12 protein-coding genes are annotated in these 16,096 nt (G+C 63.0%); 6 read left to right on the plus strand and 6 right to left on the minus strand.

What is annotated here, in order from left to right; genetic code table 11:
* Nucleotides 1-2: 2 nt before the first annotated feature.
* From ehuD to ehuR, 5 genes are all read right to left on the minus strand, one after another.
* Nucleotides 3-662 (minus strand): ectoine/hydroxyectoine ABC transporter permease subunit EhuD, encoded by a 660-nt coding sequence (gene ehuD, locus ACWGTO_RS03760; protein ID WP_454573526.1) that lies wholly within the window; start codon nt 660-662, stop codon nt 3-5.
* Nucleotides 663-696: 34 nt separating this feature from the next.
* On the minus strand, nt 697-1,356 hold the full coding sequence (ehuC, locus tag ACWGTO_RS03765; protein ID WP_454573527.1) for an ectoine/hydroxyectoine ABC transporter permease subunit EhuC: 660 nt from the start codon (nt 1,354-1,356) through the stop codon (nt 697-699).
* A 204-nt stretch (nt 1,357-1,560) separates the two neighbouring features.
* A complete protein-coding gene (gene ehuB / locus ACWGTO_RS03770) occupies nt 1,561-2,412 on the minus strand; it encodes an ectoine/hydroxyectoine ABC transporter substrate-binding protein EhuB (protein WP_454573528.1) in 852 nt (283 codons plus the stop codon).
* A gap of 64 nt (nt 2,413-2,476) precedes the next feature.
* On the minus strand, nt 2,477-3,262 hold the full coding sequence (gene ehuA, locus ACWGTO_RS03775; RefSeq protein ID WP_454573529.1) for an ectoine/hydroxyectoine ABC transporter ATP-binding protein EhuA: 786 nt from the start codon (nt 3,260-3,262) through the stop codon (nt 2,477-2,479).
* A 123-nt stretch (nt 3,263-3,385) separates the two neighbouring features.
* On the minus strand, nt 3,386-4,771 hold the full coding sequence (gene ehuR / locus ACWGTO_RS03780) for a MocR-like ectoine utilization transcription factor EhuR (protein WP_454573530.1): 1,386 nt from the start codon (nt 4,769-4,771) through the stop codon (nt 3,386-3,388).
* An 81-nt stretch (nt 4,772-4,852) separates the two neighbouring features.
* Between ehuR and ACWGTO_RS03785 the strand changes: the two genes are divergently transcribed.
* The 4 genes from ACWGTO_RS03785 (at nt 4,853) to ACWGTO_RS03800 (ending at nt 9,629) form a co-directional block, all read left to right on the plus strand.
* Nucleotides 4,853-5,344: an Lrp/AsnC family transcriptional regulator gene (locus ACWGTO_RS03785; protein WP_454573531.1), complete on the plus strand. Its 492-nt coding sequence runs from the start codon at nt 4,853-4,855 to the stop codon at nt 5,342-5,344.
* A gap of 129 nt (nt 5,345-5,473) precedes the next feature.
* On the plus strand, nt 5,474-6,967 hold the full coding sequence (locus tag ACWGTO_RS03790) for an NAD-dependent succinate-semialdehyde dehydrogenase (RefSeq protein ID WP_454573532.1): 1,494 nt from the start codon (nt 5,474-5,476) through the stop codon (nt 6,965-6,967).
* A gap of 174 nt (nt 6,968-7,141) precedes the next feature.
* On the plus strand, nt 7,142-8,521 hold the full coding sequence (locus tag ACWGTO_RS03795; RefSeq protein ID WP_454573533.1) for an aminotransferase: 1,380 nt from the start codon (nt 7,142-7,144) through the stop codon (nt 8,519-8,521).
* A 7-nt stretch (nt 8,522-8,528) separates the two neighbouring features.
* A complete protein-coding gene (locus ACWGTO_RS03800) occupies nt 8,529-9,629 on the plus strand; it encodes an alcohol dehydrogenase family protein (protein WP_454573534.1) in 1,101 nt (366 codons plus the stop codon).
* 259 nt (nt 9,630-9,888) lie between these two features.
* On the opposite strand, the gene ACWGTO_RS03805 is transcribed toward ACWGTO_RS03800, so the two are convergent.
* Nucleotides 9,889-14,460, minus strand: a complete 4,572-nt coding sequence (locus tag ACWGTO_RS03805) for a putative Ig domain-containing protein (RefSeq protein WP_454573535.1) — start codon at nt 14,458-14,460, stop codon at nt 9,889-9,891.
* A gap of 473 nt (nt 14,461-14,933) precedes the next feature.
* On the opposite strand from ACWGTO_RS03805, the gene ACWGTO_RS03810 reads away from it, so the two are divergent.
* A complete protein-coding gene (locus ACWGTO_RS03810) occupies nt 14,934-15,464 on the plus strand; it encodes a phage tail protein (RefSeq protein WP_454573536.1) in 531 nt (176 codons plus the stop codon).
* A 75-nt stretch (nt 15,465-15,539) separates the two neighbouring features.
* On the plus strand, nt 15,540-16,070 hold the full coding sequence (locus ACWGTO_RS03815) for a phage tail protein (RefSeq protein ID WP_454573537.1): 531 nt from the start codon (nt 15,540-15,542) through the stop codon (nt 16,068-16,070).
* Nucleotides 16,071-16,096 lie beyond the last annotated feature (26 nt).

Below are 16,096 nucleotides of genomic sequence, written 5' to 3' on the forward strand. Positions count from 1 at the left end.
GGTTACCTTTCGATCTTGCCGTAGCGATGTTCCAGCCAGCGCAGCAGCACGACGGAAAAGAGGCTGATGACGAGGAAGAAAGCGCCGACCAGCGTGATCGGCTCGATGTAGCGATAGTAGGTGTTGGCAACGCTCTTGGCCTGGTTCATCAGCTCCAGCACGGTGATCGCCGATAGCAACGGCGTCTCCTTGAACATGGCAATGAAATAATTGGCCAGCGCCGGGATCATCGGCGGGATGGCCTGCGGAATGATGATGTTGGTCCAGGTCTGCGTGGCGCTCAGATTGCACGCCTTGGCAGCTTCCCACTGACCGCGCGGCACGTTGTCGATGCCGGCGCGGTAGACTTCCGCCGTGTAGGTGCCGTAGTGCAGGCCGAGCCCGATGACGCCGGCGACCAGCGGCGGCAGCAGAATGCCGAAATCGGGCAGCACGTAGAAAATGAAATAGAGCTGCACCAGAAGCGGCGTGCCGCGGATGAATTCAGCAAGGAAGCCGACGGTGCGCGACAGCACCTTGTTGGGCGAGCGCCGCGCCAATGCAATGCCCAGCCCGACGATGGCGGCCAGCACGGAGCCAAGCAGCGTCGCCAGGATGGTGATCTTCACGCCCTGGATCAGCGTCGGCATGATTTCCCAGACGAAGTTCCAGTCCCATTCCATCAGAGGGCCCAATTCATTAGAAGGGCATTGGCCATCAGACACGCACCCCATCGAGGCCGCGCGCCATACGGCGTTCCAGCGAACGCACGCCCCAGGAAATGATCAGCGCCAGCGCGAAATAGATGATCAGGATGGCGGTGAAGGGCACCAGCGTGTTGCCGGTCTGCGAGCGCACGACCTGCGCCTGAAAGGTGAGATCGGCGAGCGAGATCAGCGACACCACGGACGTGGCCTTGAGCAGCTCGATGGCATTGTTGCCGAAGGTCGGCAGCATGATCAGCAGCGCCTGCGGCAGGATGACGTGACGCATGCCTTGCCAGCGGCCGAGGTTAAGCGCGATGCAGGCTTCGTATTGTTCGCGCCCGACCGACTGGATGGCGCCGCGAACCACTTCGGCCGCATAGGCGCCGACATTGAGGCCCAGCGCCAGTACGCCGGCCTGCAGCGGCGTCATCTCGAGGCCGATCAACGGCAACACGAAATAGGCGACGAACAACTGCACGAAGATCGAGGTGCCGCGGAAGAATTCGATATAGGCGGTGGCCAGCCAGCGCAGCGCAAAGAAGCGCGACACGCGCCCCATGCCGGCGAGAAAGGCCATGATGAGCGCGAGCACCGACCCCATCAGCGTCAGCTCGATGGTGACAAGCGCTCCCTGCAATATCAGGCCGAGATAGCCGGACCACTGGGTCATCTGGGTTCCAACATTGACTGTCTAGGTTCTTCTCCCGTTGCACGGAGAGAAGATGCCGGTTCACCCTCCGTAGCTGCAGCGTGGCTGCTGCGGAGGATGGGCAGGCAGATGAGGGGCAGTGCTAGCTTCTCCAAACTTGGCGCCGCCCCTCATCCGTCACTTCGTGACACCTTCTCCCCGTAAACGGGGAGAAGGAAGATGCTCTCACTTTGCCGAGCAGAGCTTGTCTCTGGTCGTCGACATCGCGGCCGCCGCCGAGAAACCGTAGGGTTCGATGATCTTGGCGAACTCGCCGGATTTCTTCATCTTGGCGAGTTCGACATCGAAGGCGTCGCGCAACGCTTCGTCGCCCTTCTTGAAGGCGGCGCCGTCGCAATAGACCGGCGCACCCTGCACTGGCGCAATGACTTCGAGGTTCGGATCGTTGGCCTTCTTGACAAGGTCGTTGATCGACAGGACGGGTAGCGAATAGGCGTCGATACGTCCGTCCTGCAGCATCTTCAGGCCGCTTTGGCCGTCGGGCACGACAATGACGCGCTCGCGCGGTACGCCGGCGTTGAGCGCCAGCTTCTCTTCGGTGCCGCCGCCGGGCGCGCCGATCGTGGCTGACGTGTCCTTGGCGACGTCCTCGTAGCTCTTGAAGCCCTTCGGATTGCCCTTCTTGACCAGCATCGCCTCGGCGTCGCACAGCACCGGTTCGGAATAGACGACCGCCGCGCAGCGCTCCGGTTTCATGAACAGACCGGCGGTGACGACGTCGAACCGGCCGGCCTGCAGGCCGGGGATCATCGCGCCATACTCCGAAATCGACGCAACGATGTCGCCAACGCCGAGACGCTTGAAGATCTCGCGGGCCACGTCCGGCGCCGCGCCCGAAACCTTGCCGTCGGCGGCGACCGCCGTATAGGGCGGCTCGTTGGCTATGGCGACGCGCGCAAAGCCCTGCGCCTTCAATTGCTCAAGCTTGCTGTCGTCAGCCGAACCGGTGCTTGAGGCGGCCAGCACCGCTGTCAGTGCGAGGCCGGCGACGCCAGCCAGAATGCCAAGTTTCTTCATTGTTCCCAACTCCTTGTTTCTTGTCTTGGTTTTGTCTGAGGCGGTCTTCCGCCCCGCAAAGCGGTCAGACACGATGTCCGGCCGCGATGATCTTCTTCAGGAAGCCTTGCGTGCGCTCCTGCTTGGGATGGCGGAAAATCTCATCGGGCTTGCCCTCCTCGACGATCCTGCCGCGGTCGAAAAACAGCACACGGTCGGCGAAGTCGTGAGCGAAGCCCATCTCGTGGGTGACGAGCAGCATGGTCATGTCGGTCTCGGCGGCGAGCTTGCGCATGACGTTGAGCACCTCTTCGACCAGCTCCGGATCGAGCGCCGAGGTCACCTCGTCGAACAGCATGATCTTTGGCGACAGCGCCAGCGCGCGCGCGATCGCCACGCGCTGCTTCTGGCCACCGGACAATTGCGCCGGCATCGACTTCGCCTTGTCGGCCATGCCGACCATGTCGAGCAGTTCCATCGCTCGCTTCTCGGCAGCGGCGCGCGGCGTGCCCTTGGTCAGCATCGGCGCCAGGGTGACATTGTCCATGACGCATTTGTGCGGAAACAGATTGAACAGCTGGAAGACCATGCCGATCTTCTGGCGCATCTTGGTCAGATGCCGCTCGTCGGCGGGCAGCAGCTGTCCGTTGCGCTCCATGTGGTAGAGCTGCTCGCCATCGATCTGGATATGACCGCCATCGATCTTTTCCAGCGTCATCAGAATGCGCAGGATCGTCGTCTTGCCGGAGCCGGACGGGCCGATCAGCGCCAGCTTCTCGCCGGGCATGACCTGCATCGACAGGCCGTCGAGCACTTTGAACGAGCCAAAGCTCTTCGAAATGGCGTCGACCTTGATGATGGGTGCGGACAAATGAATTTCCCCTGCTGGAGAAGCCTGTGCCCTTAACGATGCGGAACGCGTCAAATCATGTCAATCTGGAAAATAAAATCATGACAATATTTCCGCATTGCATGATTTCAGGGCAATTTCAGCTCAGATTGCGAGCAGCAGATGCTCCGGATCGCCAAGCAACAGCTTGGTGACAACGCCGAGGCCGGCGCGCAGTTCCCCCTCGGTGGTCGAGCCCAGCGAAATGCGTACTGCCGGATGCCAGGGTGCGTCGGAAATGCGGAAGGAGGTGCCGGGCGCGATTGCCACGCCTTGCAAGCGGGCCTGGGCGACAAAACTTTCCTCGGCGCGGTCGGCGGGCAGCTGCAGCCAGACATGCAGCCCGTCGCGCCGGCCGCGATAGTCGACGCCGGCCAACACTTCGGCAGCGATGTCCTGGCGGCGCCGCAACGCCGCGCGCTGCCAGCGCACGAGCTCCATCGCAGTGCCGTCGGCTACCCATTTGGTGGCGATCTCGGCCACCAGCGGCGTCGCCATCCAGTTCGACACCAGATGCCGGTTGGCAACGGCGGCAACGTAGCGGTCGGGCGCGGCGAGATAGCCGATGCGCAGGCCAGGCACGGTGATCTTGGTGAAGGAGGTGACGTAGAGCGTACGCTCCGGCGCGAAAGCCGCGACCGGCGGCGGCCGGTCCTCGACCAGGGGTCCCAGCACATCGTTCTCGATGATGGCGATGTCATGCTTGCGCGCGACCGCGGCGATCTCTTCGCGCCGACGTGCGTCCATCAGCGTCGCCGTCGGGTTGATCACCGAAGGTTGCACGAACACCGCGCGAATGTCGGTAAGCTGGCAGGCCTCGTCGAGCGCTTCCGGTATCAGGCCGTTGCCGTCGATCGGCAGGCCTTCGAGGTTGAAGCCGAGATAGCGCGCCAGTGGCACCAGCGTGTGGTGGCCAATTGCTTCGGTGGCGACGGTTGAGCCGGGCGGCGCGACGCTCATCAGTGCCACCGTCATCCCGGCGGTGGCGCCGTTGGTCAGACTGATATTCTGCGCCGAGACATCCAGCCCGCACAGTTTCAGCCAGTCCACCGCCACCGCACGGTGGCGCGGAAACACCATGTTGGGCCGGAACGAAAGCGCCGAACTTGACGGCAGGTTTTCGGCGAGCCAACCCAAGGCCTGCTTCAGCCGCTCCAGATGCATCGGCTCGCAGACCGGCTTCAGGATGGAGAGGTCGATGACTTCGCCGAGGCGCTCCGGCAGATAGGGCGGTTCCGGTTCGCGGCGCTGCGTCTGTACAAAGCTGCCGCGGCCGATCTCGCCGGAAATCAGGCCCCGCCGGATCAGTTCCTCATAGGCGCGGCTGACCGTCTGCACAGACAGTTTCAGGTCGTCGGCCAGCCTTCGATGCGTCGGCAGTCGGGCGCCATTGGCCAGCCGCCCGTCATGGATGGCGCGCGCGAACTGGTCGGCCAGCGACTGATAGGCTGGCCGGCGGAGGAGCGCGGGATCGGGTTGCCATAATGTCATGACTTATTAGGATCGAAATCAGTGCAATTGACAATCGAAATAATGCGCCATCATGGTGATGCCGACAAAAAGTGGACGCCGATGACATCAGCGAAACTCGACGCGATCGACCTGAAAATCCTCGACGCCATCCAGCGCGACGGGCGCATCACCAAGCTGGCGCTGGCCGAACAGGTGGGCCTGTCGCCGACGCCGTGCTGGATGCGGCTGCGCAAGCTGGAGAAGGCCGGCATCGTCTCGGGCTATCACGCCAGGATCGCCATGCGCGTCGTGGCGCCTGTCGCCACCGTGCTGATGGAGGTGACGCTGGCCAGCCACCGTCAGGCCGATTTTGACCGCTTCGAATGCGTCATCCGCGATATTCCCGAGATCGTCGCCTGCTGGTCGGTAGGCGGCGGCGTCGACTATGTGCTGAAGGTGATGGCGCGCGACATCGACGCCTATCAGCGGCTGGTCGATGGCTTGCTCGAGCGTGAGATCGGCATCGACCGCTACTTCACCTACATCGTCACCAAGACGGTGAAGGAGGAGATCGTTCTCCCCATCGCCGACCTCGTGCCGGCATCGTCGTGAGGTCGGAGAGATTGTCTGCCGGAACGGCACAATGGAGAGACTCTCTCTCCTTCAAGGCATGCAAACAGTCTCTCTGTCTGCTTCTGGCCGATAGTCTTCCCGCATCGTCCGAACCGGGAGGCTTCGACCATGTCCGCTCATTTTGCCCGCTCGCATCGCCACGAAGCGCTTGATCGCCTCGCCGACCGCCGACTGCTGCGCGAACTCGCCTATGTCGACGGCCATTGGACGGCGAGCGAAGCGGCGGAAAGCTTTGAAGTTACCGATCCGGCCACCGGCGCGACTGTCGCCTTTGTCGCGGCGCTCGACGCGCACCAGACGACAAAGGCGATCGATGCCGCCTCGCGCGCCTTTCCGGCATGGCGCTCGCTGCTGCCGCAGGAGCGGTCCAAAATCCTGCGAAAATGGTTCGAACTGATCACTGCGGCGAAGGATGACCTTGCTCTGTTGATGACACTGGAACAGGGCAAGCCGCTGCGGGAGTCGCTCGGCGAGATCGACTATGCCGCCTCCTTCGTCGAGTGGTATGCCGAGGAAGCAAAACGCCTCAATGCCGAGAGCGTCACCAGCCATCTGCCGAATGCGGAAATGATGGTGAGGCGCGAGCCGCTCGGCGTCGTCGGCGTCGTCACGCCGTGGAATTTCCCCTCGGCCATGCTGACCCGCAAGGCGGCCGCAGCCCTTGCCGCTGGCTGCACCATCGTCGCCCATCCGTCGTCGGAGACGCCGCTATCGGCGCTGGCGCTGGCGGAACTTGGCGAGCGCGCTGGCCTGCCCGCCGGTGTCTTCAATGTCATCACCGGCAAGGCTGCTGTGATCGTCGGGCGCATGTGCGAGGATGCACGGGTTCGTGCCATGAGCTTCACCGGCTCGACTGAGGTCGGCAGGCTGATCGCCGCGCAAAGTGCGCCGACGATGAAGCGGCTGGTGATGGAGCTTGGCGGCCACGCGCCGCTGATCGTCTTTGCCGATGCCGACCTTGACAAGGCCGTTGATATCGCCATCGACGCGAAGTTCGCCACCTCCGGCCAGGACTGCCTCGCCGCCAACCGCATCTATGTCCAGCGCCCGATCTACGACCGCTTCTGCGCCGCCTTTGCCAGGCACATTGAGGCGCTGCGAACCGGCAATGGGCTTGCCGACAAGATCGACATCGGACCGCTGATGCATGAGCGCGCCGTCACCAAGGTCGAGGAACAGGTCGCCAATGCCATCGCTCATGGCGCGCGCTGCCTCACCGGTGGCAAGCGGCATCAGGCCGGGCCGCTGTTCTACCAGCCGACGTTGCTGGCCGATGTCACTGACGAAGCGCTGATCATGTGCGAGGAAACCTTTGGGCCGGTCGCCGCCGTCACGCCTTTCGACAGCGAGGACGAGGTCATCGCCCGCGCCAACGCCACCGAATACGGCCTCGTCGCCTATGTCGTCACCGAGAACGGAGCCCGCCAACAGCGCCTTGGCCGCGCGCTCGACTACGGCATGGTTGCCGTCAACCGTGTCAGGATCACCGGCGCGCCGATCCCGTTCGGCGGCGTCAAGCAATCCGGCATCGGCCGCGAAGGTTCGCGCCACGGGCTCGAAGCATTCACCGATTTGAAGTACCTCTGCCTGCACGTCGCATAAGATGTGCCGATATTCAGGTGATGCAGGCCTGCAAATGCCAGGCTTCTGCGCTTCCGGTGCTCACGTACTTGAGTACGCTCCGCTCCGGTTCTCGAAACCTGACATTTTCGGCTCGGCCTGACCTGAATCTCAACACATCTTAAGTCGCGTTCGCTTTCCTCAAGGAGTCAAAAAATGCTCGACCAGTCCAACGAACTCAACGCCTGGGATCGCGACCACTTCTTCCATCCCTCGACCCATATGGGCACTCACGCACGCGGTGAATCGCCGACGCGCATCATGGCCGGTGGTGAGGGAGTCACCGTGTGGGACAACAATGGCAAGAAGAGCATCGATGCCTTTGCCGGGCTCTATTGCGTCAATGTCGGCTATGGCCGCCAGAAGATCGCCGACGCCATCGCCACCCAGGCGAGGAACCTTGCCTACTACCACGCCTATGTCGGCCACGGCACCGAGGCGTCGATCACGCTCGCCAAGATGATCATCGACCGCGCGCCGAAAGGCATGTCGAGGGTCTATTTCGGTCTCTCGGGTTCGGATGCCAACGAAACCAACATCAAGCTGATCTGGTACTACAACAACGTGCTGGGACGGCCGGAAAAGAAGAAGATCATCTCACGCTGGCGCGGCTATCATGGCTCAGGCGTGATGACAGGATCACTGACCGGGCTCGATCTCTTCCACAACGCCTTCGATCTGCCGCGCGCGCCCGTGCTGCACACCGAGGCGCCGTACTATTTCCGCCGTGCCGACCGCTCGATGAGCGAGGAGCAGTTCTCGCAGCACTGCGCCGACAAGCTCGAGGAAATGATCCTGGCCGAAGGTCCCGAAACCGTCGCCGCCTTCATCGGCGAACCGATCCTCGGCACGGGCGGCATCGTGCCGCCGCCCGCCGGCTATTGGGAAAAGATGCAAGGCGTGCTGAAGAGGTATGATGTGCTGCTGGTCGCCGACGAGGTGGTGACGGGTTTCGGCCGTCTCGGCACCATGTTCGGCTCCAACCACTACGGCATCAAGCCCGACCTGATCACCATCGCCAAGGGCCTGACCTCGGCCTATGCGCCGCTGTCAGGCGTCATCGTCGCCGACAAGGTCTGGCAGGTGCTGGTGCAGGGTTCCGACAGGCTGGGATCGCTCGGTCACGGCTGGACCTATGCCGCGCACCCGATCTGCGTTGCCGCCGGTGTCGCCAATCTCGAACTGATCGACGAGATGGATCTTGTGAGAAATGCCGGCGAAACCGGTGCCTATTTCCGCGCCGAACTCGCCAAGGCTGTCGGCGGCCACAAGCACGTCGGCGACGTGCGCGGCGACGGCATGCTGGCAGCAGTCGAGTTCGTTGCCGATAAGGACGACCGCGTCTTCTTCGATCCCGCACAGAAGATCGGGCCGCAGGCGGCGACAGCGCTCGCCGCGAGCGGTGTCATCGGCCGCGCCATGCCGCAGGGCGACATACTCGGCTTCGCGCCGCCGCTCTGCCTGACGCGCGAGGAAGCAGACATCGTCGTTTCGAAGACCGCCGATGCGGTCAACAGCGTGTTTGCCAATCTGTGAATCGACGATGAATGCCATGACCAAGACCCTTCCCGCGACCATGGCCGCTGTGCTGCTCACCGGGCATGGCGGACCGGAAAAACTTGTCTACCGCACCGATGTAAGAGTGCCTGTGCCTGCTTCGGGTGAAGTGCTGATACGGGTCAGCGCTTGCGGGATGAACAACACCGATGTCTGGGTGCGACAGGGCGCCTATGGCACGGAGGAAGATTCTGCCGCGGTGTCGACCTGGCGGCGGCAAGGCAACACGCTTGTTTTCCCGCGCATCCAGGGCACCGACACTGTGGGCGCCATCGCTGTCGTGGGCGAAGGCGTTTCGCCGGACCGTATCGGCGAGCGGGTGATGGTCGACTTCTCCATCTACAACCGCGACGACGATTCACTCGCCGACATCGACTATATGGGCCATGGCCGCGACGGCGGCTATGCGGAGTACCAGGCGGTTCCGGCCGAGAATGCGCATGTCGTCGACACCGATATGAGCGATGTCGAACTTGCCACCTTCTGCTGCGCCTACCTCACCGGCGAACAGATGCTGGAGCGCGCCGGGCTGAAAGCCGGCGAGCGCGTGCTTGTCACCGGCGCCTCGGGCGGCGTCGGCTCAGGCATCGTGCAACTTGCGAGGGCGCGCGGTGCCATTCCTTATGCGATCGTCGGCAAGGGCAAGGAGCAGGCGGTGCGCGACATCGGCGCCGAGGCCGTCATTACCCGTGGCGTCGCCGACCTTCCGGCCGCTGTGAATGAAGCGACCGGCGGCCAACCAATCGATGTGGTCGCCGATCTCGTCGGCGGCGCGATCTTCAACGACCTGTTGCGCATCCTTCGGCCGGAAGGCCGCTACACCACCGCCGGCGCCATCGCCGGCCCGGTCGTGCAACTCGATCTACGGACCATGTATCTCAAGCAGTTGCAGCTGCACGGCTCCAGCCAGGGCACGCGTGCCGATTTTCGCCGCATCGTTGGATATATCGAGGCGAAGAAAATCCGGCCGCTGGTCGGCGGTGTCTACAAACTGTCCGATTTCCACAAGGCGCAGGCCGATTTCGTGGCCAAGGATTTCGTCGGCAAGCTGGTGGTCGTGCCGGACCCGATGTGGACCAATAGCTGACCCGGCAGGACGAGCTTTCGTGCGGGTAGGAAAATCATCGTGAGCTGTCGGGTGTTGTCGATCCGGCCCCGTCCTTGGGTTGCACCTTGTCGTAGCCGCCGGTGGACGTGATCGCCGGGTGTTCTCGCCCGCATGCACCATCGGCCGTGGGATGCGCCGCCGTTTTTCACAACGCCGGTTCCAAAAAAAGCGAAACCCTCGCGGTTGTCAGGCAGCGAGGGGTGAAAAACAGGATGCGCGATACTGTGTCAGGCGAGGATCAGAACGTCTTGCCCAGGTTGACCAGGAAGCCGTTGTCGGTATCGCCATCGCTGCCGAACAGACCGCGATATTCCAGCCGCATGTTGAAGTCCTGCACCGTCTGCACATTCACCCCGAGGCCGAGCATGAAGCGGTCCTTGCCGAGCCCGTCGATCGAGGTGTGATAGATCGGCCCGCCGAACATGTCGGCGTAGTTCATGGTGATCGCGCTGTCGCCCTGGAAGTCGTGCTGGTATTCCAGCCTCACCTGCGGCGAAACCACGCCGAAGTCGGCGGCGAACTTGTAGGCGAGCGTCAGGCCGAGATTGCCCGTGGTAGTACTGATGTCCTGCTCGCCATAGTGCAGGGCCGAGGAGGGATCGCCACTTTCGGTGAAGGCATCCAGCGTCGCCTTCGCTACGTCGAGACGTGCGTAGGGCGAAATTTGCCATTCCTGGATCTCGAACTTCTTGCCGGCGGACACGGAGGCGAACCACTGGCCGCCGTCGCGCTCGCCGGTGACGAAGCCGCCGCCCGATGTCAGATAGCGCCTGGAGTCGAACGACAGCCACTGATAGCCCACCAGTCCGTCGATGAAGTAATCCTGGCCGGGATGATAGCTGGCATAGAGCCCTGCCGTGTAGGCCTTGCCTCTGCTGCGGCTGCCATTGTCACCGATGTCACTGACATCGTGGCCGTAACCCAAGCCAAGACCGATCGCGAAGGCGCGGTTGAAGCGATAGTCGACGCCGGCGCTGAGGCCCGTGGTCTCGAACTTGTAGCCGTCGTCGCCGTCACGTTCGCCGATGTTGATCGCGCCGCCGGTCCAGATCGTCACCTTGCTGTGGCCAAAGCTGCCGGTGCCGAAGCTTCCAGGCGTGCCCGACGTGGTGGTGTCGTCGAGGGACGATTTGAACGGCCAGTTCTTGTTGTCGGACGCCTTGCTGCGGCCGCAATCCGGTCCTTTTGCCATTTGTTCGGCTTCGTTGCAGGGGCTGTCGAAGGAAAGCACGATGCCCTGGACGAAGGCCAGGCCGTCCGTGGGTTCCTGGCCGTTGTCGCTGTCATGCAGGCCTTCCATGCGCTGCTGGAAGTTGCCGATCTGCGAGGCGGCAAAACGGCGCGTCGCGGCGGTCTCGGCGTTGAGGATGCCCATCACCTCGCTGTCCAGCGTCGGATCGGGACGCTCCACCACTTCGATAGTGATGGCTGTAACGGCGGATGTCGCATAGGCATTGCTCAAGGTGAAGGTCACCGTGGCCGTGCCCTGGTAGGTTGCCGTCGGCGTGAACGTCATCTGGAAACCGTTCAGCGTCGTCGTGCCGGACGAAGGCGGCGGCACGGAAACCAGGGTCGCAGTGGTAAACGGTCCGCCGACCGCATCCTTGGTCAGGTCGACGACCACAGCCTTGCCGGACGATGTCGTGACGTTTTGCGCGACAGCGACAGGCACAGGCCTGACGTTGATCGTGACGGTGGCAGGCGCCGAGGTTCCGCCCGGTCCTGTTGCCGTGTACTGCAGCGTGTCCGATCCGTTGAAGGACGCTCCGGGTGTGTAGATGATGTCGGTGCCGCTGACCGTCGCGGTGCCGTGCGCCGGCGCGGTGGCGATCGCCACCGAGGTGATGGTCCCGCTATCATTGTCCGTGACGTGGATGGTCACGGCCTGCCCTTCAAGCGTTTCAGCCGTCTCAGGGTTGGCAACCGGCGGGTTGTTTCCGATCACCAGCGTGTAATTTGCCGTGCCGGTGAAACCGAAACTGTCGGTCGCCGTGGCGGTGATGGCGAACGAGCCGAACTCTGCCGGCGTGCCCGAAAGCACGCCCGCTGAGGACAGCGTTATTCCAGCTGGCGGCGTGCCGGTCAGCGCGTAGGTGTAAGGGCCGGTGCCGCCGTTGGCCGTCAGCGTCTGGCTGTAGGCAACGCCGTATTGGCCTGCAGGCAGAGTGGCCGGCGCCAGCGTGATGGTCGGCGCTGTGATAATCAGTGTATAGGGCCGGGACCCGGTGGCCGCAGTACCTGTCGTGCTGTCGGTCGCCGTCACGGTGAAGGAGAAGGAGCCGGCAACGGTCGGCGTGCCTGCGAGCGTATCTCCCGTGAGCGTTATGCCTGCCGGAAGCGTACCCGAGGTTACTGCAAAGCTGTAAGGGCTGGTGCCGCCGCTCGCCGACAGCGTCTGGCTGTAGGCCGTTCCGGCCACACCGCCCGAAAGGCTGGCGGGTAACACCGTCAGGCCGGGCACCAGGACCTGCAGACTATAGCTCTGGATGCCCGTCTGGCCGTTCGCATCTTGCGCCTGCACCGTGATCGGAAATGTGCCGGACTGCGTAGGCGTCCCCGAAAGAACGCCCGCTGTGGTGAGCGCCATGCCATTTGGCAGCGGACCGGCGGACAGCGAGAAGCTGTAGGGGCCAACGCCGCCGGATGCGACAAGAGAAACGGGTGTGTAGGCAGCCCCCGCGGTCGCATCCGCCAGCGAAGCCGGCGTGATTGCGATGGTCGGTGCTCCGACCTGCAGAACATAGTTTTGCGTTCTGGCGAACGGCGCGCCGGTGCCGGTGCTGCTATCGGTTGCCTGGACCGAAAAGGTGAACAGGCCAGTTACGGTGGGTGTTCCCGAGAGCAGCCCGGTCGCAGGATCAAGCGCGAGGCCCGCTGGAAGCGCGCCGGCGCTGACGATGTAGGCGTAGGGGGCCGTGCCACCGGATGCCGAGAATTGCTGGCTGTAGGCCGCGCCATAGGCGGCGCTAAGCGTTCCCGCCGCCGGCGTCATGGAAAGCGTTGGCGCAGCGACAGTAAGCGTGAAGGGCTGCGCAATCGCGAAGGGGCCATTTCCGGTGCTGCTGTCATTACCCGTAACGTTGAGGGTGAAGCTGCCCGCTTCTGTCGGCGTTCCGGAAACGGTCACGCTGTTAGCCGTTGTCCCCGTCTGGGTTAGACCCGCCGGCAAGCCGCTCACCGACAGCGTGTAAGGCGCAGCACCGCCGGATGCGGTGAAGGTCTGCGTGTAGGCAGCGCCAATTGGCGTGGTCAAAGCCCCGGATGCCGCGACGACGATCGTCGGGTTGCCGACCGTGATGGTAACCGTCGCCGGTGCGGACGTACCGGCCGAATTCGTCGCTGTGTAGGTGAACGAGTCCGGGCCGGCGTAGCCGGGGAGAGGCTGGTAGGTCATCGATGTACCGCTGGCGATTGCGGTGCCCTGGGTCGGCCCGCTTGCGATGGCGACCGAAGTCGGCACGCCGCCGGTGACGTTGAGCGTGATCGGATTTGCGCCGCTGTTGTAGGCCACGGTGGCCGACACTGCGTTGGCAACCGGCGGAATGTTGACGACGTTGAGCGTGTAGGCGGTGGGCGCACTCGAATAGGGTCCCGTGCCCGTACTGCTGTCGGTTGCGGTTACCGAGAAGTTGAAACTACCGGCCGCGCTTGGCGTGCCGGAAAGGTTGCCAGAAGCCGACAGCGCCAGGCCCGGCGGCAGGGCTCCGCTTGTCACTGCATATGTGTAGGGCGACGTGCCTCCGGTCGCCGGATTGAGCGCCGCCGAATAGGCCGCGCCAAGCGTGCCATCTGCCAATGTGGTCGCCGGCAAGCTGATGGTCGGCACGGCAATCGTCAGCGTATAAGCCCGTGTGCCGCTGAATGGTCCGGGCGAGGTGCTGCTATCGGTTGCCTGGACGGTGAAATTGAACAGGCCGCCGGCGGTTGGCGTGCCCGAAAGCGCGCCTGTTGTCCCGTTCAACGTCAGCCCCGCTGGAAGCGATCCCGCGCTGATCGTGAATGTATAGGGGCCTGTGCCGCCGCTGCCGGTCATGGTCGCGCCGCTGTACGCGACCCCGACTGTACCGCCCGGCACGGTGGTGGGGTCGACGACGATGGTCGGAGCCGCATTGATGACGACAGTTATGTCCTGGGTGACGAACCAGACACCGCCGGTCGAGATCGTCGTGCTGTCCTGCGACTTGACCTTGAATGTGACCGTGCCCTGAGCGCTCGGCGTTCCGGAAATCAGGCCGCTGGAAGACAAACTCAATCCAGCCGGCAGGGGGCCAATCTCGACGCTGTAGGTATAGGGGGCGGTGCCGCCGCTGGTGCTGAGCTGCTGGCTGTATGCAAAGCCCACCGCACCTGCGGGCGGATTGGTCGGCGAAACGACCAGTGTGGGTCCGGGGACAATGAAGCTGTAGCTTTTGTCGGTCGTCAAAGGCGTGCCGGCGGTGGAATCCACCACATGCACAGTGTAATTATATGGGCCAGAGCCCGTCGGCGTGCCGGAAATCCTGCCGTTGGACGCAAGGCTAAGCCCTGGCGGCAAGGCGCCGCCGCCCGACGTATAGGTATAGGGCGCCACGCCACCGCTGGAGGAAAGTGTCTGGTCGTAGAAAACGCCGATTGCCGGCGTCGGCAGGTTTGCGGGGCTGACGGTGATTGGCGAGGTGGCAGGCTGGACTGTAATATTGACCGTGACGACACCGGCGGAGGCATCTTCAAAGGTGAAGCTGTCCGACAGGGCGCCGTCGCCATTGTTGACATAAGTCAGGAGCCCGGCGGACGGGTTGTCGATGGTGACATGGCCGTGTGCGGGCTGCACCACTCGGTCCTGCGGGTTTGTTCCGAAAGCATCGCATGACGATGCGTCGATCTGGTGAGAACCGCCGGATGCCACGGTAAACGTTATCGGGGCGGGGCAGCCTAAGGATGGCGCGGCCTGTGCCTCGGACGGCGCCAAGGCAGCCATGCCAGCAAACGCAAGCATGGCAACCCACAGGAGGAACCTGCTGGCAAGCGCGTCCGAGCGCCCGGCGCAATACTTTACAGTCCGATCCAATGCATGCCCCCGTGCCGCCAATCGATACGCTTTAGTGTCGAAGCGAAAAATATCGGTCGATCAAATCTTTAGCTGACGCAGAATCCGAGTGCGATCATCCCCATCGGATTCGAAGACAAAGTAAATCATACAGTCTTCACCATGTCTACCATGTAGAAAAACTCCCCTTGCAGAATCCATGGTTTATGAGCAATGATGAATTCAAAGAACTTTCCGAACTATATTAGGGGGAGCTAATGGCCGAATATTTCCTCGGGCAGATCATGATGACGGGGTTCGGATTCCCGCAAAAGGGCTTCGCCTTTTGCAATGGCTCGATAATCGCCATCGCTCAGAACCAGGCGCTGTTTTCGCTGCTCGGCACCACCTACGGCGGCAATGGCACAACGACTTTCGCGCTGCCCAACCTGCAAAGCCGCACCCCGGTCGGCTTTGGCCCATCCGCCGACCCGAACTGGAACCCGTCAGCCTATCAGTGGGGTGAAACGGGCGGCCTCGAAAACGTCACGCTGCTGTCTCAGCAGCTGCCGGCCCACAACCATGTGGGCAACGCAACCACCGCAGCGGGCGCGGCGCGCAATCCCAGCGGTGCGCTCTATGGCACCACCACAAATGCCATCTATGCCGCACCGAATGGCCGCGTGGTTCCGCTGGCGGCTCCGACCGTCACCTATGTCGGCGGCAACCAGCCACACCCGAACATACAGCCCTACGAGACCATCAACTACAACATCGCGATGACCGGGATATTCCCATCACGCAGTTGACGCCTGCGATCCATCGCCAGATCACTGCAGACCAAACGACTGCCCGCTAAGTTACCGCCCGGAGGAGATCCATCGATGACCACGCCCTTTGTCGGAGAGATCCGCATGTTCGGTTTTTCGCGCGTGCCGAACGGTTGGTTCGCCTGCGACGGGGGCCTGTACCCCATCTCGCAATATGAGGTGCTGTATACACTCATCGGCACCACCTATGGCGGCGATGGCCAGTCCACCTTCGCCGTGCCCAGTCTCGCCGGTCGTGTGCCCATCCATCAGGGCACCGGGTCTGGCCTTTCGAGCTATGTCCTGGGCCAGGTGGCCGGCAGCGAGAACGTTACCCTGCTCCCCCAGCAGATGCCACAGCACAATCATTCGATGACCGCGACCACGTCGAGCGCCGATGGCAAAGCGGTCAACACGACGGTCGAACTTGGTGCCATTTCGAACGACACCATGTATGTGACCGATATTGCCGGAGCCACGCCTTATATCACCGCCCCACAATCGACGCAGAGTATCGGCGGGACCTCGCCGCACGACAACACAATGCCGACGCTGACCGTGCAGTTCTGCATTGCCTGGGCGGGAATTTTCCCATCGCAGGGCTGAACCCGGTTCACCATCCAGATCGCAAG

Source organism: Mesorhizobium sp. PL10, assembly GCF_053714315.1.

Bases quoted from the DNA above. Each gene is read 5' to 3' on its own strand.
- ehuD (WP_454573526.1), bottom strand. From the start codon at position 662: ATGGAATGGGACTGGAACTTCGTCTGGGAAATCATGCCGACGCTGATC.
- ehuC (WP_454573527.1), bottom strand. From the start codon at position 1,356: ATGACCCAGTGGTCCGGCTATCTCGGCCTGATATTGCAGGGAGCGCTT.
- ehuB (WP_454573528.1), bottom strand. From the start codon at position 2,412: ATGAAGAAACTTGGCATTCTGGCTGGCGTCGCCGGCCTCGCACTGACA.
- ehuR (WP_454573530.1), bottom strand. From the start codon at position 4,771: ATGACATTATGGCAACCCGATCCCGCGCTCCTCCGCCGGCCAGCCTAT.
- ACWGTO_RS03785 (WP_454573531.1), top strand. From the start codon at position 4,853: ATGACATCAGCGAAACTCGACGCGATCGACCTGAAAATCCTCGACGCC.
- ACWGTO_RS03790 (WP_454573532.1), top strand. From the start codon at position 5,474: ATGTCCGCTCATTTTGCCCGCTCGCATCGCCACGAAGCGCTTGATCGC.
- ACWGTO_RS03795 (WP_454573533.1), top strand. From the start codon at position 7,142: ATGCTCGACCAGTCCAACGAACTCAACGCCTGGGATCGCGACCACTTC.
- ACWGTO_RS03800 (WP_454573534.1), top strand. From the start codon at position 8,529: ATGAATGCCATGACCAAGACCCTTCCCGCGACCATGGCCGCTGTGCTG.
- ACWGTO_RS03810 (WP_454573536.1), top strand. From the start codon at position 14,934: ATGGCCGAATATTTCCTCGGGCAGATCATGATGACGGGGTTCGGATTC.
- ACWGTO_RS03815 (WP_454573537.1), top strand. From the start codon at position 15,540: ATGACCACGCCCTTTGTCGGAGAGATCCGCATGTTCGGTTTTTCGCGC.